General features: G+C 29.6%; 19 protein-coding genes and 1 other annotated feature. Of the genes, 13 read left to right on the forward strand and 6 right to left on the reverse strand.

Annotation, left to right across the window (positions count from 1 at the left end; genetic code table 11):
• Positions 1 to 83: 83 nt before the first annotated feature.
• The 3 genes from IC175_RS08560 (at position 84) to IC175_RS08570 (ending at position 5,846) form a co-directional block, all read left to right on the forward strand.
• Entirely contained in the window at positions 84 to 2,030 is a 1,947-nt protein-coding gene (locus IC175_RS08560) for a metallophosphoesterase (RefSeq protein WP_227851429.1), read from the forward strand.
• Positions 2,031 to 2,214: 184 nt separating this feature from the next.
• Positions 2,215 to 4,104: a metallophosphoesterase gene (locus tag IC175_RS08565; RefSeq protein ID WP_227851430.1), complete on the forward strand. Its 1,890-nt coding sequence runs from the start codon at positions 2,215 to 2,217 to the stop codon at positions 4,102 to 4,104.
• A gap of 656 nt (positions 4,105 to 4,760) precedes the next feature.
• Positions 4,761 to 5,846: a diguanylate cyclase gene (locus IC175_RS08570; protein WP_227851431.1), complete on the forward strand. Its 1,086-nt coding sequence runs from the start codon at positions 4,761 to 4,763 to the stop codon at positions 5,844 to 5,846.
• A 61-nt stretch (positions 5,847 to 5,907) separates the two neighbouring features.
• Here the strand turns inward: IC175_RS08570 and IC175_RS08575 are convergent, their stop codons facing one another.
• From IC175_RS08575 to IC175_RS08590, 4 genes are read right to left on the reverse strand one after another with little or no spacing between them, the layout of a single operon-like run.
• Entirely contained in the window at positions 5,908 to 6,468 is a 561-nt protein-coding gene (locus IC175_RS08575; protein WP_227851432.1) for a cyclophilin-like fold protein, read from the reverse strand.
• 4 nt (positions 6,469 to 6,472) lie between these two features.
• Complete coding sequence (locus tag IC175_RS08580; protein ID WP_227433481.1) at positions 6,473 to 7,021, reverse strand: flavodoxin family protein; 549 nt, start codon at positions 7,019 to 7,021, stop codon at positions 6,473 to 6,475.
• A 4-nt stretch (positions 7,022 to 7,025) separates the two neighbouring features.
• Positions 7,026 to 7,598: a DapH/DapD/GlmU-related protein gene (locus tag IC175_RS08585; protein ID WP_227433660.1), complete on the reverse strand. Its 573-nt coding sequence runs from the start codon at positions 7,596 to 7,598 to the stop codon at positions 7,026 to 7,028.
• 24 nt (positions 7,599 to 7,622) lie between these two features.
• Entirely contained in the window at positions 7,623 to 8,795 is a 1,173-nt protein-coding gene (locus tag IC175_RS08590; RefSeq protein ID WP_227483017.1) for an iron-containing alcohol dehydrogenase, read from the reverse strand.
• A gap of 168 nt (positions 8,796 to 8,963) precedes the next feature.
• Between IC175_RS08590 and IC175_RS08595 the strand changes: the two genes are divergently transcribed.
• A complete protein-coding gene (locus IC175_RS08595; RefSeq protein ID WP_227433479.1) occupies positions 8,964 to 9,857 on the forward strand; it encodes a LysR family transcriptional regulator in 894 nt (297 codons plus the stop codon).
• Positions 9,858 to 9,908: 51 nt separating this feature from the next.
• Complete coding sequence (locus IC175_RS08600; RefSeq protein ID WP_227831293.1) at positions 9,909 to 10,472, forward strand: GNAT family N-acetyltransferase; 564 nt, start codon at positions 9,909 to 9,911, stop codon at positions 10,470 to 10,472.
• 376 nt (positions 10,473 to 10,848) lie between these two features.
• Here the strand turns inward: IC175_RS08600 and IC175_RS08605 are convergent, their stop codons facing one another.
• Entirely contained in the window at positions 10,849 to 11,667 is an 819-nt protein-coding gene (locus IC175_RS08605) for a MerR family transcriptional regulator (protein ID WP_227433477.1), read from the reverse strand.
• A gap of 121 nt (positions 11,668 to 11,788) precedes the next feature.
• Between IC175_RS08605 and IC175_RS08610 the strand changes: the two genes are divergently transcribed.
• Positions 11,789 to 12,097, forward strand: coding sequence for a hypothetical protein (locus IC175_RS08610; protein ID WP_227845531.1), 309 nt, complete (start codon positions 11,789 to 11,791; stop codon positions 12,095 to 12,097).
• A 261-nt stretch (positions 12,098 to 12,358) separates the two neighbouring features.
• On the opposite strand, the gene IC175_RS08615 is transcribed toward IC175_RS08610, so the two are convergent.
• Entirely contained in the window at positions 12,359 to 14,101 is a 1,743-nt protein-coding gene (locus tag IC175_RS08615; RefSeq protein ID WP_227845532.1) for a peptidase M3, read from the reverse strand.
• 427 nt (positions 14,102 to 14,528) lie between these two features.
• On the opposite strand from IC175_RS08615, the gene IC175_RS08620 reads away from it, so the two are divergent.
• The 7 genes from IC175_RS08620 (at position 14,529) to IC175_RS08650 (ending at position 23,203) form a co-directional block, all read left to right on the forward strand.
• Positions 14,529 to 15,905, forward strand: a complete 1,377-nt coding sequence (locus tag IC175_RS08620) for a TrkH family potassium uptake protein (protein WP_227433474.1) — start codon at positions 14,529 to 14,531, stop codon at positions 15,903 to 15,905.
• Positions 15,906 to 16,121: 216 nt separating this feature from the next.
• Positions 16,122 to 16,793, forward strand: coding sequence for a potassium channel family protein (locus IC175_RS08625; RefSeq protein WP_227433473.1), 672 nt, complete (start codon positions 16,122 to 16,124; stop codon positions 16,791 to 16,793).
• A gap of 199 nt (positions 16,794 to 16,992) precedes the next feature.
• On the forward strand, positions 16,993 to 17,790 hold the full coding sequence (locus IC175_RS08630) for a TrmH family RNA methyltransferase (protein ID WP_227845533.1): 798 nt from the start codon (positions 16,993 to 16,995) through the stop codon (positions 17,788 to 17,790).
• 198 nt (positions 17,791 to 17,988) lie between these two features.
• Positions 17,989 to 18,223, forward strand: a binding site (T-box leader).
• A 49-nt stretch (positions 18,224 to 18,272) separates the two neighbouring features.
• On the forward strand, positions 18,273 to 19,292 hold the full coding sequence (gene pheS, locus IC175_RS08635) for a phenylalanine--tRNA ligase subunit alpha (protein WP_227433471.1): 1,020 nt from the start codon (positions 18,273 to 18,275) through the stop codon (positions 19,290 to 19,292).
• 16 nt (positions 19,293 to 19,308) lie between these two features.
• Complete coding sequence (pheT, locus tag IC175_RS08640) at positions 19,309 to 21,702, forward strand: phenylalanine--tRNA ligase subunit beta (RefSeq protein ID WP_227851433.1); 2,394 nt, start codon at positions 19,309 to 19,311, stop codon at positions 21,700 to 21,702.
• A 23-nt stretch (positions 21,703 to 21,725) separates the two neighbouring features.
• Positions 21,726 to 22,316, forward strand: a complete 591-nt coding sequence (zapA, locus tag IC175_RS08645; protein WP_227433469.1) for a cell division protein ZapA — start codon at positions 21,726 to 21,728, stop codon at positions 22,314 to 22,316.
• A 203-nt stretch (positions 22,317 to 22,519) separates the two neighbouring features.
• Positions 22,520 to 23,203: a YoaK family protein gene (locus IC175_RS08650; RefSeq protein WP_227433468.1), complete on the forward strand. Its 684-nt coding sequence runs from the start codon at positions 22,520 to 22,522 to the stop codon at positions 23,201 to 23,203.
• Positions 23,204 to 23,312 lie beyond the last annotated feature (109 nt).

The following is a 23,312-nucleotide window of genomic DNA, read 5'->3' on the forward strand; positions in this document are numbered from 1 at the left end:
ATAATCCTATAACCTGCTATAGTTTAAAATAAAGCATGATATTAAATTTTATTATAATCTAAAAATTTATGAGGGGGGCTTTTATGAAAATAAAATTTATTATAATGGTATTGATAGTGTTTTTAGTGGGATTGCTTGTGGCATGTCAAAGTAATAAAAATAAAGAAACTAAAATAGAAGATACAAAAGTTAATGTATCAGATACAGAAGTAAAAATATTAGGAACAGGTGATTTGCATTCAGTTGTGACAGATTCTCTAGTTTCATATGTAAATGAAGAAAGAGCAAAGAATGAAAATATACTTATGGTAGATGCAGGAGATTTTTTTGGTGAACAAAGTAAAGAAATGTGGGAATGGACCTCTGGGAAAAAACTAGTTAATATTAGAGAGAGTGGTACAGCAGAATATGAAGACATAGTTAAGAATAGTCAAGATGAAGTACCTATAGTTAAAGACATGATACCATTGAGATATGATGCTGTAGTACTTGGTGATAATGAATTTATTTCAAATGATAAGCAAGGTCTTGATAAATTAGTTTCTGATTTTAAAAATAATAATATACCAGTAGTATCAGCAAATATATATGAACAATCTGGAAAAAACTACATACAACCATATGTGATGAAAAATGTTAAGACAGATAAAGGTGATGTAAAAGTAGGAATACTAGGTCTTACTATAAAAGAAGTGGGGAAAAGTTCAGGATTTGAAGATATTGAAAAAGAAACTAAATCAAGAGAACTTGGAGAGCAAGCTGAGTATAAAGGTAAATTATATGCAAATGATTTAGTAGAAGATGCAAAGAAATGGATAAAAGTGATGAAGAAAGAAAATCCAGATATAGTAGTTGCAGTTGTACATTCAGGGGAAGAATCTAAGAGTTCTGATAATACAGGAAATAGAATAAAGGAACTAGCAACCACAGTAGATGGAATAGATGCAATAGTAGCAGGTCATACTCATAAGAAAATAAAGCAACATACATATAAAAATAAATCTGGGAAAGAAGTAATTGTTACACAACCAGGTTCGCATGCAGATAGTGTGTCAGAGATTAGTTTTAAATTAAATAAGAAGAATGGTAAATGGGGTATAAAGGAAAAAACTAGCAAATTAAAAATAGTTGATAAAGAAATAAATATAGTTGCTACTGCAGATTTACATTCACATTTTTCTGACAAATTATTAGTCAGTCTTGTTAATGAACGAAGTAACCCAATTGAACCTGTTGCAGTAGATGCAGGAGACTTTTTAGATTCTCAGACAGATGAAATGATTGAATGGTATAAAGAGTGGAAAGCTATAAGGGATAATAATACTGATACAGTAATTAGTAGATGTCCAATGGCAATAGCTATGCATAAGGGCATGTATGATGCAGTAGTACTTGGCAATCATGAGTTTGTATCCGAAAATGATGAATTTTGGGCAGATGAGCGTCTTTTAGATGCCGTTGTAGAGGATTTTGAACAGACAACAATTTCTGTATTATCAGCAAACATATATAAACAATCTGGACAAAACTATGTTAAACCATATGTCATACAAGATGTGGAGACAAATGAAGGAAATGTAAAAGTAGGAATATTGGGTCTTACGATAAAAGAGGTAGGTAAAGGTCTTAAAAATGTAAATTTACAAGAGCAATTTCAATATAAAGGTAAATTATATGCAAATGATTTAGTAGAAGATGCAAAGAAGTGGGTAAAAGTGATGAAAGAAGAAAATCCAGATATAATAGTTGCAGTTGTACATTCAGGAGAAGAGCCTAAAAATCCCAAGCATCCAGGAAATAGAGTAAAAGAACTAGCAACTACAGTAGATGGGATTGATGCTATTGTTGCTAGTCATACTCATGAAAAGATAGATGAACATGACTATAAGAATAAGTCTGGAGGTAAAGTTATAGTGACACAACCAGGTGAACATGGTAAATATTATTCTAAAATTACTTTTAAAGTGAAAAAAGAAAAGGGTTCATGGGTTATTAATGATAAATCTAGTAAAACAATTGAGGTTGAATAATTTTAGCATACTAGAGTAAGCCTTGTTTTGTAACTGAAAAATATCAAGAACTATATGTAGATTTATTTAAAAAGGAATTTACATATAGTTTTTTTAGTATAATAAACAGTACAAACTTATATAGTAAAGATAAGGTATAAGAGTAAATTTTATTATCATCAAAAAAATTAAGGGGGAGGCTTTTATGAAAATAAAATTTATTATAGTTACATCAATAATATTTCTAATAATATTATTAGTGGGCTGTGAAAGTACTAAAGATATAGAAATCAATGTACTTGGTACAAGCGACTTACATTCAATAGTCCCAGAAAACCTAGTTTCTTATGTGCAAGAAGAGAGAAAATACGATGAAAACTTGCTAATGGTTGATGCAGGCGATTTTTTTGACATACAAAGTATTGATATGAATGGATGGTTTACTGGTCAAAAACTAGTACGATTTAATGATGGTATGCCGGAATTTAAAAAAATAGCTGAGCCACGTGAAGGAGAAGTTCCTATAGCTAAAGAAATGGCAAAATTAAAATATGATGCAGTTACATTTGGAAATCATGAGTTCGTTTCCAATGATAAGCAATGTCTTGATAGGTTAGTTTCTGATTTTAAAAATAATAACATACCATTAGTGTCTGCAAATATATATGAACAATCTGGAAAAAACTATGTAAAACCGTACATAATGAAAGATGTCAAAACAGAAAAAGGGAATGTAAAGGTAGGAATACTAGGGCTTACTATAAAAGAAGTAGGAGAACGTTCAAGATTTAAAAGCTTTGAGCAAGATAAAAAAGCTAGAGCACTTGAAGAACAAGCACAATATAAAGGTAAATTATATGCAAATGATTTGGTGGAAGATGCCAAAAAATGGGTAAAAATCATGAAAAAAGAAAGTCCAGATATAATCGTTGCCATTGTACATTCAGGTGAAGAGCCTAAAAATCCTAAAAACCCAGGAAATAGAATAAAGGAGCTGGCAACAACAGTAGAAGGAATAGATGCTATTGTAGCTGGTCATACACATGAAAAGATAGAGCAACATACATTTAAGAATAAATCTGGTGAAGAAGTGATAGTGACACAGCCTGGAGCTCATGGTGATAGTGTATCAAAGATTAATTTTAAGTTGGATAAGAAGAATGATAAGTGGTTTATAAAAGATAAGCATAGTGAATTAAAGGTATTTGGAAAAGAAGTAAATATAATTACGACATCTGGTTTACATTCAAATTTTTCAGATGAAATGGCAGTTAGTTTATTTAATGAAAGATATAGAGCTGTACAGCCAATCTTTATTGATACTGGAGATTTTTTTGATGCTAATACAAAAGAAATGACTAGATGGTCTAAAGAGTGGCAGTATAATACAAAAAAAGGTATTCATAAAAGAATAAACGAATGGCCTATTGTTTATCTCGGCTATGATGCTGTAGTACTTGGTAGTCATGAACTTCTATCTGAAAAAAATGATTTTGAAGAAAAAAAGTCTACATTGGATTCTATTATAGAAAACTTTGAGGAAATGAAAATTCCTGTTTTATCAGCTAATATATATGATGGGTCTGGAGAAAATTATGTAAAACCTTATATAATGCATAAAGTTGAGACTAAGGAAGGTGATATAAAGGTTGGAATATTGGGGCTTACCATAGATAAAGATGAAAAAAATACCAATGATTCGAGTTCAGAAAAAAATTCTAAAAAAACAAATAGATTATATACTAATGACTTAGTGAAGGATGCAAATGAGTGGGTAAAGGTTATGCAAAAAGAAAATCCAGATGTAATTGTCACAGTTGTACATTCAGATAGTGATAATATAAATTTAAAAAATCCAAGTAGCGAGATAAAAAAACTTGCTACTACAGTAGATGGAATAGATGCTATTGTAGTTGGGCATACCAAAAATAAGATAAAAGAACGTACCTATAAGAATAAGTCTGGAAATAAAGTTATAGTGACACAATCTAGTGAAGATGGAGAGTATTATTCAAAAATAAGTCTTGAATTAAGAAAAGAAAATGGGACATGGAATATTATCAATAAATATAGTAAGGCGATAAAAATGAAGTAGAACAATAAATATTAAGTGAGACAATAAAGATGAATTAATACAATAAATAAGTAAATTGATAAAGCAGTAAATCAATAAAAACAAAGCAAATTTATACCATAATTATACAATTAGATACAATGTAATATTAGATTTATTAGTAAGAATATGTTTATATAAAAAATATATTTGAATATAGTTAAAACACTAAAAAATAGTATACTAAGATGAAAGAGAAGAACCTTTATATTTGATGTTCTTCTTTTTTTCTATTTAAACCCCTTTTTTCTATTTACAAACCAGTAAAATTATCTATAAAGAATCGAATATATTTTTCCTTTACATTTTTTGTTTATTATAGTCTTTATACAGGGGCATTTGAGTTGGAATAAAAATTATAAGTTATAAATTTTTATAGAATATATAAACAAAGCAAGGCACTTTAATATAATATGAGTGCTTTGCTTTGTTATTTTATACATGTAATTGTCTGTTATTTTTTATAAGTTTTACTTTTAATATTTTTCTACATACTTTTATTATTATATATACTTATTAGATAAATTTAATTCCATATATTGGATATATAAGCTATTATTTAAACATACTTATTATATGATATAATATTATAAGTATAATTAAATTAAAATATCTTAATAAAGGAGGAGATTAAATATTTGGCATCTATACAACAGTCTATTAAAGATTATATGGAGAAGTATTTCAATAAAAAATTAAACTTACAAGAAAGACTTTTTTATCTTTTTTGTTTTGCTGGAGTTGTTTGTTCCTTTTTAGCCTTTGTTGCAGCTCTTTTTAGTAATCTTCCTAGTATATCTGTATGGGGGAGTTTTTCTTGTTTTTGTATCATGTCAATATTGGCAATCTATTCTCTTAAAACACAAGATATTGATAGAGGGTGCCTAGTAATTAATATAGGACTTAATATATTCTTATTTCCAGTACTCTTTTTTATAAGTGGTGGAGTGGATAGTGGTATGATGTTTTATTTCTTGTTGGGAATATGTGTTATATCATTGACTCTTGATGGTCTTAAGAGAATAGTTATGATATTTGTATCTACACTTGTGTATAGTATATGTATATTTTTGGCATTTAATTACCCAAACTTAATTGTGTCTATAGGTGAATCTCGTGCATCAGATACGATAAGTAATTTTATTATAGTTTCATTGTTTTTATGTATAGTAATGATTGTGGTTTTACAAGAGTATTCTCATGAGCGTGATAAAGTATATAAATTGAACCAAAGACTTGAAAAGCAGGCAATTATAGATGATTTGACAAAGTTATATAATAGAAGATATTTAATACAATATATGTCCGATATATTAAAAAAACCATTGGAAGAAAGAATTATGTCCATTGTGTTATTTGATATAGATGATTTTAAAAAAATAAATGATAAATATGGTCATCTATGTGGAAATAATGTATTAATTCGATTTAGTGAGATTTTAATTGAAGAGGTTGGAAATGATGGAATTGTTTCAAGATATGGAGGAGAAGAGTTTATAGTGGTAATGCCTAGCTTTACTAAATCTAAAGCGGTTGAGGTAGCAGAGCGTATTCGCATACATGTTTCTAGTGACAAAAAATTATTTGATTTAGTGGACAAAATTACAGTCAGCGGTGGTGTAGAGGAGTATGTTGAAAATATGACTATGGAGAAGATAGTAAAAGGAGCTGATACAAAACTTTACATAGCTAAAAATAATGGGAAAAATAGAATTGTAAGTTAGAGAACGTTTGGTTTAATAGTGTCATCATAGTAGATGCATTTGCCATGATGACACTATTATTTTAATCAATAATACTAAGTACTATTTGTATGTTTCCACTTCCTAATATTTCAGCAAGCTTACTGGTATCTTCAATATACCCCAGTTTAGTGTAGTTATATGAGGTTTGAAAATCTTTATAAAATAGAACCAAACAATCAGAGCCGTAGAGCATAAAATCACCAGTTTTAATATTTTTTACGGATTCTGCATTTGATGGCAAATCTTTTATAAAGTAATTGTATTTTTCGTTTTTATTTAAATCTTTCATATCTATTGTAAGTGGCATTTTTTTTATTAATGCCTGTACAGAGGAATTATTATAAAGTTTCAATACAAAGTCTTTATCTCCAATTTTAAGATTGGCAGTTATAATGTTATTTTTAATTGGTTTATTTTCAGTTGGTGTTATTACTTCTTTTTCTTTATAAGAAATAGGAGTTGCAGTCAAAGTATTATTTTTAGATTCTTGTTTTACTGTTTGTTTTGAGGCTGGAATATTTGTACAACCTAATAGTGCAAAGCTACAGAGTGCAGTTAACATGAGGGTTATAATCTTTTTTATATGATTACATTGCTTCATATGATTATACTACCTTTCCCATTTGATATGCTTTACTTAATAGATTAGGTAAAGCAGAGATAGAACCATATTCATCTGCACCTGTACCGCGCAAAACATCTTTAAGTGTTGCATTTTCAAAACAATCAATCCAGCCCTGCAATCCTTTCACTGCACCATCCATTGCATGTTCCTCTTTATCAGCAGCAGTTGCTAGAAGATAAATATCTCTAAAAGAATACTCTAAGGGAAATAGTGGATTAGAACGATCAAGTAATGTTTTCATCTGTCCACTCATTTCATAAAAATAGATTGGAGTTGAAAAAACAATTACATCAGCAGTCATCATCTTTTGTACAATCATATCGGCATCATCTTGCATTATACAATGTCCTGTTTTTGTATTCTGACAAGCAAGACATCCTTTACAAAAGTGAATAGTTTTATCATACAAACAGATTTTTTCAACAATATTTCCTGATTCTTTTGCTCCTTTTAAAAACATATCTGCTAACATTTCAGAATTTCCGTCTTTGCGAAAGCTTGTAGATATAATTAAGACTTTTTTGTTCATTTATTTATTCCTCCTCAATTTTTTTTATAAACTTTGCTGGTACACCTCCCACCAATGTATTAGGTGTCACATCTTTTGTTACAACAGCTCCAGCTGCTATGATTGCCCCATCTCCTACTATTACACCAGGAGTTATTGTGACATTAGCACCAACCCAGACACTTTTCCCTATTTCAATAGGTTTTGGGTGCATAGTGCTTCGTTTGCTTGGAGCAAAATCATGATTCAAAGTTGCCAATACTACATTATGACCAATTAACGAATTGTCTCCTATAGTAATACCACCTTGGTCTTGAAATCGACATCCTGAATTTATAAAAACATTTCTACCTATTGTTATATTTTTTCCACAGTCAGTATAAAATGGAGGGAACATGTTAAATGTTTCATCTACCTGTTTTCCAATTAACTCTGAAAATAATGTTCTAATTTCTTCCGGCTCATGATAATGATTGTTTAATTTAGATGTAATTTTCATGGCTTCATTGCTGAGTTCACTCATAAACTGATGTAACTTTGAACCTCCAACAACAGTAAGTCCTTGATTAAGGTGTTCTAAAAATGTATTTAAGTTCAAGTTCATTTTGCACATCCTTTCTGATTAACTGTAAGATTTTTTCAATACTTCTACACAATCCTCATGTGTCATTTCACAAGGATTTGCTGCAAATAAACCTCCCATTGTTTCTCGTGCACTTTTTGCTATTAGATTAAAATCTCCTGGTGTAATTCCATAATCGGACATTTTTAAATCTGCAACCCCACAAGCTTCTTGTAATTTGCTAAGAGCCGTAATAAAATCTTCTGCTTTGTTAGCATCTTTCATTCCCAATGCCTGTGCCATGCGTACAAAGCGTTCATCACAAGCATGTTTTTCTATAAAAAATCCAAAGAAAGCTTTAGAAATCATAATCAAACCTGCACCATGAGGAAGTCTTGGGTAATAACCAGACATAGCTTGTTCTAAAGAATGCTGTGCTGTAGTGACACTGATTGTCATGACAATTCCTGCAATTGTATTTGCAAAAGCCATGTGTTCTCTTGCTTTCATATCATTACCATTTTTTACTGCATGTGCAAGATAGTTGCCTACATTTTCGATAGCAGTTAAAGCATACATATCGCTCATAACACTGGAAAAAGAAGATATATAGCTTTCCACGGCATGGAATAAAGTATCAAATCCTTGATAAGCAGTAAATTCAGGTGGTACAGATTTCATCAATTCTGGGTCAATTATGGACAAAACAGGGAATAAAGAATCATAACCACCAACACCAATTTTCTCATGGGTTTCTTCATTTGTAACAACTCCCCATTGGTCAGCTTCACTACCTGTTCCAGCAGTGGTTGTAATACAAACAACTGGTAGTGGTTCACTTTGTAATGGTTGAGCCTTTCCAGTACCTCCATTTACATAATCCCATAAGTCACCATCATTTGTCACCATCATTGCAATTGCCTTTGAAGCGTCCATGACACTTCCACCACCTAAGGCAATGATAAAATCGCATTCTGTTTTACAAGCACAGAAAGCCCCGTTCATGATAGAATTTTTATTAGGATTTGCGTCTATTTCATTGAATAACACAAATTCTACTCCTGCCATTTTTAACTGTTTTTCTGTTCGGGCAAGTGCACCATTTTCTTTAGTTGATTTTCCACTTGAAATAACAAGCAAGGCTTTCTTTCCAGGTAGTTTTTGTTGATGTAATTCATCTAAGCGTCCATTTCCAAAGATAAAACGAGTTGGTATATACATATTAAAATTCATATTTTTTTCTCCTTTTTATGTTATTGTTTTTATTAAAATTTATATCATAGTTTCTATACGTTTATTATATTAACGAAACAATATAATAGCAAATACTTATAAAGAATGCCTTCCCATAGTTGACAGGCATAGTAGGGAAAAGTACACTATAAATAGGAGGTATAGATAATGGAACTTAGAGTATTGAGATATTTCTTGGCAGTTGCAAAAGAGGAAAGTATTACAAGTGCAGCTCAATCACTTAATGTGACACAACCTACGCTTTCAAAACAACTTATGGAACTTGAAGATGAACTTGGGAAAAAGTTGTTTTTGCGTGGTAACAGAAAAATCACACTTACAGAGGATGGCTTATTTTTACGTAAACGTGCACAGGAAATAATTGACTTAACAGATAAAACTACTTCAGATTTTAACAATGATTGTGATGATATACGAGGAAATGTTTATATTGGTGGGGGAGAAACAGATGCTATGCGTTTTATTGCCAAAACTGCGAAAGAATTGAAGAAAGAATACCCTCATATCCGTTATCATCTATTTAGTGGAAATGCTGATGATGTAACGGAAAGACTAGATAAAGGGCTTTTAGATTTTGGAATTTTAATCGAACCTGCCAACATGGAAAAGTATGATTATATCAAACTTCCTGTTAATGATGTATGGGGATTGCTTATGAAAAAAGATTGTGAGCTTGCTCAAAAGAAAACGGTATGTCCAGATGATTTGAAGGAAATTCCTATCTTAACTTCACGTCAAACATTGGTTCAAAATGTAATTTCTGGTTGGTCTGGGCAAGATTTTCAAGCATTTAATATAGTGGCAACTTATAATCTTGTCTACAACGCTTCTCTTATGGTAGATGAAGGGGTTGGGTATGCTCTTTGCTTGGATAAGCTAATCAATACAACAGGTAATAGCAATCTTTGTTTTAGACCTTTAGAACCGAGATTAGAAGCACACTTAAATATTGTCTGGAAAAAGTATCAGGTTTTTTCTAAGGCAACTAAAATGTTCTTAAGTAAATTGCAAAGCGAAATTAATAATTTTGTATCAGAATAGAGAGACAGCTATTTAATTTATAATATTGTTTATATGAAGGTAGTGATTTTTATGAAGCGAGATTTATATGTAATGAGAGATAAAATAAAACTTTTTTATGCTGAAGATTATGATAGAAAACTAATATATGATATGGCATTTGAGGAAGATGAGATATGGAAGTCAATGTTTGACAATAAAGAGGATTTTGACTGGTCTGACATTCATGATGAAGAATCTTACTTTTTTAGTAGTACTCCTGGTCTTAATAAATACTTGCTTATAGAATATGATAATCAAATTGTGGGTACCATTTCTCATGCATACAATGATGGTAAGATACCTAATATGGAGCTAGATATGTGGTTGCGTTCAATGAAATATACTGGGAAGGGGATTGGTTCAAAAGCTATGAAGTTGTTAATTGACAGCTTGACTAGAGACTATGAGGTAGGCACATTTATTATTCGACCATGGATTAAAAATTCTCGTGCTATAAAGGCCTATGAAAAATGTGGTTTTGTGGTAAGTGATTGTTTTAATCCTAAAGAGTATTATGGGAAATACTTCGATAAATGGGGTCAAGGTGATTATCCAGAAGGTGAGAATGTGAATATGATACTTTCAATAGAGTAGTTAACAATGCTATGAAAAAATATACTTTTGCTATTAGTAGTTCGATGTCTGGAAAATAAGAGATTAGAATAAAAATAAATATTATTCCCTAGGTTGTAAGTTTAGCAAAGGATATTTATACTCAGTAAAGAAATAAAATGTGAGGTCCAACAAGTTCCTATTAGTTAGGAAGCTTGTCAGACATTCTAGCAAAGTTTGAAAAACCTAAAGAATCTAAAGCCTATTGTAATTTATGGTTATAGCAATTTCTTAGTCATTAATTGGGATGTTTATTCAAAAGTAGTACTTAAAGTATGAATCTATGTTTAAAAGACTTATAAAAAAGTACAACAAGAGCTAGAATACAAATATTATATAAATAAAACATCATTGAAACTTATTTTTTTCTAACTGGAAAGCATACTTCTGTTACCCAATTATCAGAATTACTGTCTTGACCAGGTCCTATATGATAAATATTAAACATAGGGCCGTCTACATCATAGTTATTGTCAGATATCCAATTACCAATAGCTTCACAAGCATCTGTAAGTTGATTGAAGTTTCCTTTTACAATAGCAGTTGCAGCAGTTACACTTGGAACAGTTCTAAACTTAACATTTTCAGTATCTTTATAATTTCCAGATACAGCAAGTTGTATTTCAACATCAACATAATTTTCTTTATACCCAACATCATAAAAGACTGCTTTAGAATAGTTAGGAACATCAACTTGTACATTATGCCCTTTTGTTTCTGAGAATAATTGATGCCATAGCATTCCTTCATCTTGATAAGTAGGTATAGTTTTTCTTAAAGTCATCATATATTTTGGAGCAAAGTCTTTTATAGTTACATCATAATTTTTCATAATATCAGTCCTTCCAATTCTCTCCATAGTAGTTTCTATTTTTAATAGTTTTTTTTGCGTGTCTTCTAGATGTTCTCTTACTTGAGAATAGTGAATATTTAAATACCTTATCAAGCTTTCTCTATCATTGTATTCCGTCAAAATTTCTTTGATAGAAGATAAGCTAAATCCCATATCTTTTAAGGCATGGATTCTATTTGTAGTGGAAAGTTGATTTGCACTGTAGTATCTATAACCATTAATTTTATTTATATGAGTTGGTGTTAAAAGTCCAATTTCATCATAGTGACGTAGCATGCGAATACTAATTTTACTAAGTTTTGAAAAATCGCCTATCTTAAACATATTTACATCTCCTTTATAAAGGTGTTATTTTTGAGCTCAATATCAATATAAACCATATCATAGTGGTAGAGTCAACTAAAAATTATATATTGACAAATAATAAAAAAATATTATACTGAACATGTTTAGAACGAAAAATGTAAATGTTTTGGAGGTAGGTTATGATAAGGTACTATCTTTTATATTGAATCAATGTATAATCAATGGAAATATGCAGGCACAACTTGCTATCATTTCTATGCTTCGTAATATATTTGGGGACGAAAAAGACGAAATGAGTTTAAGAACTATTGCCTTACAAACTATTTTACATATACAAATGAAGGCTTTATCACCAGAATCATTTCAATTATATAGTGGTACAAATATAAAAGTTAAACATCAGAGAGATAAATTTATTGATATTTTAATAGAAAATATTATCAAATGAGATGATGTGAAATGAAACTTATAACTATTGGTGCAAGTGTTATTAAATATTAATCTAATCAGTCAAACATATGAAACCGCCAGAAGTAATAAAGGTAAAGGTTTATAAAATTTCTGACGGTTTTATTATATGTTACTAAGTATGGAAAATATTTACTAGATATAACATAAGTTAATAAGTATTAATAAGTACGTACTAGACATAACATGAGTTAATAAGTATTAATAAATATTTATTAGATATATCATAAGTTATTAAATACTAAGAAGCATTTTCTAATTCAAGAGGGTTCTCTATACCAAAATAATCGTATAAAGCTGAGCTTATTTCCTCCAAGTTTCCGCTTTCAAAAGGAGATTGTAGATTAACTTTTTCTACTACATCTTTAAATCCTGCATCTGTATTTTGATTTAAAAAATCCATATATACATCAACAGCTTTTCTATAGTCACCTTGTGATAACTCCCATATTTGAAGAGATATATCAGATGCAAGACCATAACTTAAATAGTAAAAAGGAACTTGGAAATTATGAGATACAAGTATCCAAAATGGAGCATTTTTATCTTTAAGTATCTTATTAGATACTCCATATTCTTCTTCTAAATCAAAAAATAGTTTATTTATATCATTTAAGCTCATATATGGGTTTTTATATATAATTTCTTGAAACTCATCGTAAAGACAAGCATCAATAATTGTGTTTAAAACAATCGATAAGTGTTCTTTTTTTATTGCTTCAGATTGTTTTCCAAAGAATTCATCAAAATACTTGTAAAATAAAATTTCTAAAGATGTTGAATGAACTTCGCATATATCAATACTTGGCTGTATTGTATTATTTGAGTTAATACTGTTGTAGTAATTAAAAAAATGACCAAACTCATGAGCAAAGCTAGTAACACCTAAAAAAGAATTGTCCCATGTATTAAATAAAAAGGGTGCTTTGTACTTGGTTATATAAGTAGTATAACCTCCAGGTGATTTATTTTTCCCAGAGGAATAATCGTATAAGTCATACTTTTTCATGTAGTTAAAACACTCTTTTAATTTTGGAGATATATCTTCAAGTACTTTATCAAATTTTCTAAATGAACGATTCTTATATGCCTTAATATAAATAGAAGAGTCAGAAGGTTGTGATGTAACTTTCCTATATAATGGAACTATGTACTCTTTTACCTCACTTCTAAATTTTCTTGCATCCTCTTGGGAGTAATCTTTATTTAAATTTAAATAAGCATAATCTGTATAATTCTTAAAGCCTAGCTTAGTTGCTATTTCAGTTCTCGTCTGTACAAGTTCTAAAAAAATATTACCAAATATAGGGTTGTATTTTTTTAAGTAATCTGAATAGATTTTTACATATTCTTCATAAGTGAGATTGGGTTTTGACATAGCTTCTTCAAAGTCTATTTCCATCCCATCTACTGATACAGTAGACTTAGATAATAAGTCTTCATATTTAACAACTAAGTCTTGCTCTTTTTTAAGTAGGTTTTCTACTTCTTCTGAATTAAGCTTTCCAATGTTTTTTAAATAATTAAATCCATCTTTTCCAATTTCTTTTTTTAGTTCTTTAGAAAACTTAGAATTTACAAATGTATCTTGAAAATCTTTGTATGCCATATCGACATCCACAGACTTACTCATAAGGTATTTGTATTCTTTAGAGTAAAATTCATCTGATGAATCAATATTATTTCTAAGTTTTGCTATAGTAAGTGTACTATAAAAGTCTTGGTAAATCTTATCGACATTACTAAATACGTTCAATTGCTCTTTGGCATTTTTACATGTTAAAAGTTTATCGTTATATGTGTTAATATTTTCGCATACTGACTTTATGTCAGGACGCTTATATTCCATTTTTTCAAAAGGAATAGTTCCTCTAACTGAATCTTTTTTTGAATCATTAGTATAATTTTTTATGTATAATGCAAATATAATAAAAATTACAATTAAAATTAGAGAAATAAATAATCTTTTCTTGGATTTAATCATAGAAATCCTCCAATCATGGATATAGTTATTAGTTATTTTACTATATTAAATATAAAAAATGCATATTAAGAAAATTTAATATAAAAATATGGACAAGATTATAGATAATATAAAAATTTAACTTCAAGAAAATATATGAAAATTGTATTGGTAAAATGATAAATAAATTTTAAGTATAAAATACGAAAAACTATTCTACTATTAGACTTATTATATGCAAAAAATATAGAAATTTTTGATGTAATTGAAATTAAAAGACATATATAAAAATTTGCAATATTCTAAACAAAATTTATAAAAATTCATATCATTGTCTTTATACAATATTTATACTATAATAGAGTAATAATTTAGAGGAAAACTCTAAAAATAAACAAATTAAAGGTCTTAACAGTAATGATTTTATGTTAAGGAGGTATAAAGAAAGTTGAAAACAATAGTTAGAAGACTTATTCTCTACGCAGATGGAATGCGACCTACTCAAATAATAGTATCTGGGTTTGCAGCAACTATTTTAATTGGAGCAATATTGTTAACACTCCCGATATCGTCACAGAGTAGAGAGAGTATAGGTTTATTAAATGCTCTATTTACAGCTACTTCAGCGGTTTGTGTTACTGGTCTAGTTATGGTAGATACAGCAACTTATTGGAGTTTATTTGGACAGATAGTAATAATAACATTGATACAAATTGGTGGTCTTGGATTTATGACCGTAGCTACAATGTTTTCACTTATGGCACGAAAAAAAATACAACTAAGAGAAAGATTATTGATACAAGAATCATTAAACCAAGCAGACTTATCAGGGCTAGTAAAACTTACAAGGTTTGTATTAATAATAACTATAACCATAGAGGGAATAGGAGCACTAGTCTTATCAACTGTCTTTATTCCACAATTTGGTTTATCTAGAGGGATATGGTATAGCGTATTTCACGCAATATCAGGGTTTTGTAATGCCGGATTTGACTTAATGGGTAGTGTAAGTGGGCCATTTACATCGCTAAATTCTTATGTAAACAATTTTATAGTATCAATGACTATTTGTGCACTTATAGTGTTAGGTGGATTAGGATTTCCAGTTGTTCTTGATATTGTAAGAAAAAGAAGATTTTCAAAATTAAATGTGCATTCTAAAGTTGTTTTATTTTCAACTGCAATACTTATTTTAGTAGGTGCAATATTTATTTTTCTTATAGAGTTTAACCAAAAGGCCACTATGGCAGATTTACCTGTAAAAGGGAAAATATTATCAGCGATATTTCAATCAGTAACAGCAAGAACTGCTGGTTTTAATACACTTGATTTAGCTACTTTACAAGAAAGTAGTGTATTTATAATGATAATTTTGATGTTTATTGGAGCATCACCTGCATCTACTGGTGGAGGTATCAAAACAACAACATTAGCAGTTTTAATAATTACAGTTAGAAGTTTTTTATCAGGAAAATCTGATATAGAAACTTTTGAGAGAAGACTGGCTCCAACAACTATAAAAAAATCTCTAGGGATATTTGTAATTAGTATATCCGCAGTTATTTTTGGAACTTTGATTATTTCAATAACTCAACCTAAGTTTACACTAGTTCAATCAGCATTTGAGGTTACATCAGCACTAGCTACAGTTGGTTCAAGTTTAGCTGGAAGTGCAAATCTAAATGCTTTAGGTAAGGTTATAATAATAATCTTTATGTTTATGGGGAGAGTTGGTTCTCTTACTTTATTTATGGCTATACTTTCTGGAGGTAGAAGAAAGAGTCAGCCAGTTAGATACGCAGAAGGCAAGATTATGGTTGGTTAGAGTACCATTTATTAGATAAATCTATTAATAATGATATATAATCTAGGAAAATGAACTTAGATATAATCAATTAAATAAATCAATTAATGATAGAAATAATCTAGCAAATAAATTTAGCTATGATTAATAAAATAAAAATATTAAAATTAATTTATCTATATAAAAGTTAATTTAATAGATATTATACAAATTGTGTATTAGGGAGGAAGTTTCGAGATGAAGCAATATATAGTCATTGGATGTGGGAGATTCGGAAGTTCAGTTGCATCTACTATGCATCTTTTAGGACATCAAGTAATGGCAATAGACAAAAATGAAGATTCAGTTCAAAGTATATCTGATAAAGTAACTCATTCACTTATAGTGGATGTTACTGAGGAACAAGCATTAAGATCATTGGGTTTAGGTAACTTTGATGTAGCAGTAGTTGCAATAGGTTCTGATATAAGAGCATCTATAATGGCGACTCTTATAGCCAAAGAAATGGGTGTAGAGTTAATAATATGTAAGGCAAAAGATGAATTACAAGCCAAAGTTCTTTATAAGATTGGTGCAGATAGAGTTGTATTTCCAGAAAGAGATATGGGAGTAAGAGTTGCACATAATTTAGTTTCTGACAATATATTAGACCATATTGAACTTGACCCAGAATATTCAATTGTTGAAATCGTAACTCCAAATGGTTGGGTTGGTAAAACACTTGTAGAACTTGAGCTTAGAGCTAGATATGAGATAACTGTGCTTGCTATCAAGACTGGTAAAAATATAAATGTGACACCTTCTCCTGATGAGGAACTTACAGCTGGAAGTATATTGGTTATAATTGGTCAAAACACTAGTATAACAGCTATTACATCTGGAAATAAGGGTATAATTAGAAGAAGATAGTTTATTATTTAAGATATATTTGATTGCAATGAAAGTAGATAGTATCATATAATTATGAATAGTTATATGATACTATTTTTATTTTAATCGAGAATAGAGTTTCAATCGAGAATAGAATTTTAATAGAAATAAAGATTTTAGAAGTAGGATAAAGAATGATAAGGAGGTTGTGCTAATATCAAGTTAGCATTTATATAAAATGATTACAACTATAAGCAGTAAGGATAATGAAAGATTAAAATATACTAAAGCATTATTAAAGTCAAAAAATAGAACAAAAGAATCAAAGTTCATAATAGAAGGGTACAGAATAGTAGTGCTTGCACTTGAATGTAATGCAAATCTTGATTATGTATTTATCAATGAGGATTTTGAAAATAAAAAGGAACACATGGAATTATTAGAAAACTTAGATAAAAAAAACACAAATATATATAAGACTACTAATAAAAACTTTAAGGAACTTGTAGACACAGAAAATACTCAAGGTATAATAGGTGTAGTTTCATTTAAGGAAAAAAATTTAAAAGAAAGTATAAATGAAAAAGATAAGTTTGTATTAATTTTAGACAGAATACAAGACCCAGGAAATATGGGAACAATAATAAGGACTGCTGACTCTGCTGGAGTAGATGCAATAATAGCACTAAAGGGATGCGTCGATATATACAATCCAAAAGTAATTAGGTCAACTATGGGCTCTATTTTCGATATGAATATAATCAATGGCATACAAGATGAAACTGTGGATATACTTAAATCACAAGGATTTAATATAGTTTCAAGTTATTTAAATACAGATAATTTTTATGACAAAATAGACTACGGTTCAAAAGTAGCTTTGGTGATAGGAAACGAAGCAAATGGGATAAATGAAGAGCTTGTATCAGAATCTGATATTTTGGTTAAAATACCTATATATGGCAAAGCTGAGTCGTTAAATGCAGCAATAAGTTCTGCTATATTGATGTATGAAATAAAAAAATACTTAATTTAATGTATTGTAATAAATATAATGTCGTGTTATAATCTTGAATTAAATAGTAGAGTATCAAAAATAGTCAATATATTTTAAATATGATTGATAAAAATATTATATGATTGTACTTTAAAATAGTTACAATAAAATAATCATATGGATAATCACAAAATGTAGATATAAATGATATAATACTAAAATAAACAATATAATATTGTAAATGCAATGAAAGAGGAAAGTATTTTGATTAAACTTAGTAAAGAGATAAACACCTAGGCTGGGAGTGTTTTCTAAGAGGTCAGGAGAAGTTCCCTCTAGAGTAACAAAGCTGAAATTTGATAGTAGGCTTTGACGTGAAAAACGCGTTAAGTTTGTTAGAGGTGGTTTGATGATTTTTAGATTGTTAAACTACTAGGGTGGTACCGCGAAACTATAGCCTTTCGTCCCTAGACAGGGATTGAGGGGCTTTTTTTATACAAAAAAACGAAAGGGTGATATGTGTGCAAGAAAAATTACTTGCTTTACGTGAAGCAGCTTTAGCTGAAATAAAAGAGGCACAAAGCATAGAAAATGTAGAAAGTTTAAGAGTTAAGTATTTAGGAAAAAAAGGTGAGATAACTGCCATACTTAAAGAGATGGGTAAATTATCTGCTGAAGAAAGACCAGTAGTTGGAAAAGTTGCCAATGATGTAAGAGAGAATATTGAACTTAGCATAAATTCCAAAAAAGAAGAAATAAATGCTATTGAAAAAGAAAGAAAGTTAAGAGAAGAAGTAATAGATGTTACTCAACCTGGAAAAGTATTGAAAGTTGGAAAGAAACATCCAATAACTCAAATTATAGATGAAGTAACAGATATATTTATCGGAATGGGATTCTCTATAGCAGAAGGTCCAGAAGTTGAAACAGTTGAAAATAACTTTGATGCATTAAATGCTCCTAAAGACCATCCATCAAGAGATATGAGTGATACATTCTATATCAATGATGGTGTATTACTTAGAACTCAAACGTCTCCAGTTCAAGTAAGATCTATGAGAAGCCAAGAGTTACCAATTAAAGTAATAGCACCAGGTAGATGCTTTAGATTTGATTCACCAGATGCGACACATTCACCAATGTTCCATCAAATAGAAGGACTTGTTGTTGGAAAAGATGTTACTATGGCAGAATTTAAAGGAACTATGGATATCTTCGTTGAAAAATTGTTTGGTTCTGATATCAAAACTAAGTTTAGACCTCATAACTTCCCATTTACAGAACCAAGTGCAGAGGTTGATGTTACTTGTTTCAAATGTGGTGGTAAAGGTTGCCCAATGTGTAAGTATGAAGGTTGGATAGAAATATTAGGTTCAGGTATGGTTCATCCAAATGTACTTAGAAATTGTGGAATAGACCCAGAAGTTTACAGTGGATTTGCATTTGGAGTTGGGGTTGAAAGACTTGCAATGCTTAAATATGAAATAGATGATATTAGATTATTATTCGAAAATGATATGAGATTCTTAAATCAATTTTAATTAGGAGGGTGTGTAGATGTTAGTATCTTTAAAATGGCTTAGAGACTATGTCGATATAGACATGGATGTAAAAGAGTTCGCTGATAAAATGACAATGACAGGAACTAAAGTTGAAACAATAGATTATTATGGTGAAGAAGTAGAAAATATATTAGTTGGAAAGATTTTAGAAATAAAACAACATCCAAATGCTGATAAGTTAGTTGTAACTAAAGTAGATGTTGGAGATAAAGTTGTTCAAATAGTTACAGGAGCTACAAATATATCAGAAGGAGATTATATTCCAGTAGCTGTAAATGGTTCTAAATTACCTGGAGGAGTTGAAATTAAACAAACTGACTTCAGAGGTGAATTATCAGATGGTATGATGTGTTCAGCAGCTGAATTAGGTATAGATGAACATTATATTGAAGAATACAAAAGAGGTGGTATATATATTTTAGACCACGAAGACTCTTATGAATTAGGAAAAGATGTAAAAGATGTTTTAGGATTAAATGATGCTTTAATAGATTTTGAATTAACTTCAAACAGACCTGACTGCAAATGTATGATGGGGATAGCTAGAGAAGCAGCTGCAACTATAGGAACAAAAGTAAAATATCCTGAAATAGAAGTAAAAGAAAGTGACGAGGAAATAGACTTCAAAGTTGAGATAGATAATCCAGATTTATGTAGAAGATATGTTGCTAAAATGGTAACTGATGTAAAAATAGAACCTTCTCCATACTGGATGCAAAGAAGACTTACAGAAGCAGGTGTAAGACCTATAAGTAACATAGTTGATATAACAAACTTTGTAATGTTAGAGCTTGGTCAACCACTTCATGCTTTTGATATAAATCAAGTAGAAACAGGAAGAATAGTAGTAAGAACTGCTAAAGATGGAGAAAAGCTTGTAACACTAGATGATGTTGAAAGAACATTAGACAAAGATATGTTAGTTATAACAAATGGAGAAAAATCACTTGGTCTAGCTGGTGTAATGGGTGGTGCAAACTCAGAAATAACTGACAAGACAAAGACTGTACTTTTCGAAAGTGCCAATTTCAAGCCAAAAAACATACGAATGACAGCTAAAAAAGTGGGAATTAGGTCAGAAGCATCTTCAAGAAATGAAAAAGCCTTAGACCCTAATCTTGCAGAAATAGCAGCAAATAGAGCTGTACAACTTGTTGAAATGTTAGGTGCTGGAAAAGTATTAAAAGGAACTGTTGATGTATATCCAAATAAACCAGAACCTAAAAAATTAGTAGTAAATCCTCAAAGAATCAACCATCTTTTAGGTGTAGATGTACCAATGGAACAATTTGTAGGAATTTTAGAATCATTAGAATTTAAATGCAATTTAATTGCTGATGATAAGCTAGAAGTAGATGTACCAAGTTTCAGAACAGATATGGAGCAAGAAGCTGATGTATGGGAAGAAATAGCTAGAATTTATGGATTTGAAAATATACCTTCTGTACAATTAGAAGGAAATACAACAGCAGGGGTTAAAACTCCAAAACAAAAATTCATGGAAGCGCTAAAAAATAATTCAACTGCTGTAGGATTAAATGAAATATTAACATATTCATTTGTAAGCCCTAAGGGAGTTGACAAGATAAGAGTACCAGAAGGTAATATAAAGAGAAACTTTGTCAAGTTGATGAACCCATTAGGAGAAGAAACTTCTGTAATGAGAACTACTTTAATACCAAATATGTTAGATGTTTTATCAACTAATATATCTCATAAGATAGAAGAAGTATCAGCATTTGAGTGTGGACATATATTCACACCACAAGATTCAGAACTTCCTATGGAAGCAAATAGAATGTGTGTAGGTATGTATGGTAAAGATGTAGATTTCTTTGCATTAAAGGGAGCTATAGAAACTGTACTTGTAAATGTAGGATTTAAAGATTATGAAATTGAACCTCAAGATAATAATACTACCTTCCACCCTGGTAGATGTGCTAAAATAGTGTATAATAATAAATATGTAGGTACATTAGGTGAATTGCATCCAGATGTTATAGAAAACTACAATCTAGGGCAAAGAGTTTATGTTGCTGAAATAGATATTGATTTTGTATTTGATAATTCTGATAGAACAAAGAATTATGTACCATTACCAAAATATCCATCTACATCTAGAGATATAGCTCTTATTGTTAAGGATGATGTATTTGTAAAACAAATAGAAGATATAATAAAGGAAAATGGTCAAGGATTAGTAGAAAGCTACAAATTATTTGATGTTTACAAAGGTTCTCAAATAGAAGCTGGATATAAATCAATTGCATATTCAATAACTTATAGAAGTAAAGATAAAACTCTAACAGATGAAGAAGTAGCTAAGGTGCATGATAAGATATTAAGTGAATTAAGCAAAAAATTGAATGCTAACTTAAGATCAAATTAACAACTAATGTCGGGGAGGTTAGGATGAACAAAGTAATGGTAAAAATCCATGGCGCTGAGTATCCAATGGTTGGAGACAAGTCAGAGAAATTTATGATTAGTATTGCTGATTTTGTTGACAAAGAAATGGATAAGATAACACGTCAAAACCCGAAGCTAAGCTTATCAGTTGCTGCAATATTAACTGCATTAAATATATCAGACCTTTTATTTGAATGTTCAGATGAAAATGAGAGGTTGATTAAAGCTAATGAAGAATTGAGCAAGAAGGTTGGTTCATCCAACGAAGAACTTCAATTAGAAATCAAATCTTTAAAACTTACAATAGCAGAAAAAGAAGCAGAAAATCGTGAAACTGAAGCTAAAATGAAAGAGTTAATTGAGATTATAGAAAATAAAAAGCAAGAAATATTTGAACTTAGTAATACAACAGAAGGCTCTAAAGCCGAGTTAGATGCTTATAAAAACAAGATAGAAGAGTTAACTGCTCAGCTTGAAGAATCAAATGAAAGAGCTACTATAGCTGAAAATTTAGCTTCTGAGTTTCAAAACAAGGCTTATGATTTACAGCTAAAATGTACAGGGTTAAATAATGATGTAAAAAACGTGGAATAAATTAAAAGATTTGCTGTCTCTTGTTTTTTGAGACAGCTTCTTTTAATTTATAAATAATAAATATAAATAACATGTAATGTATACATATAACTAGTGTATAAATAATATGTAAATATAAAATTTTTTTAAAATATTAAAATAAAAAATAATATCTAAAAGAATTTTGATTTGGTATCTATCAATAGAAAGTGAGATGTTTATATATGACAAAACAGAGCCAGATGTCTGAATCATTCTTCTTATGCGCTTTATTGGCAATAACAGGAGGATTTTTAGATATTTATACTTATGTAGTAAGAGGAAAAGTATTTGCTAATGCACAGACTGGAAATATAGTTTTATTTGGTCTTAACATAGCAGAAGGTAATGTCAGGAAATCTTTTTATTATTTTATTCCTATTTTGGCTTTTATTTTAGGGGTGTTGATAGCAGAAAAAATAAGAAATCATTTTAAAAATAATAATAGAAAGATTCATTGGCGACAAGTTATCATTGGAATTGAAATGATTACTATACTTATTGTTTCTTTTATTCCTCAAGGAAAATTTAATATGTTTGTAAATGTTGCTATATCTTTCATTTGTTCAATGCAAGTTGAGAGTTTTAGAAAGGTAAATGGCAACACATTTGCAACAACAATGTGTACTGGTAATTTAAGAAGTGCTACAGAAACACTATTTCATTATGTGCAAACTAAAAATATTTTTATGATAAAGAAGAGTTTGCAGTATTATGCTATTATTATATTCTTTATTTTGGGAGCTATTTTGGGAACTGTTTTTACAAAGATTTTTGTGGAAAAATCTATATTAATATGTTTCCTTATTTTATCAGTAGTCTTTATAGTTATGTTTATCAATAAAGATGATTCTTTTAATTTAAATTAACAAAACAATAGAGTCATTATTTGATATACTTTAAATATAGTAAGTAGTATATAAATTTAGTGTAAATGTGTAAATTATAGACATGATAACATTAAGTTTAACAAGTATA

The organism is Clostridioides sp. ES-S-0123-01 (genome assembly GCF_020658415.1).
In the GTDB taxonomy this organism is placed as follows: Bacteria; Bacillota; Clostridia; order Peptostreptococcales; family Peptostreptococcaceae; genus Clostridioides.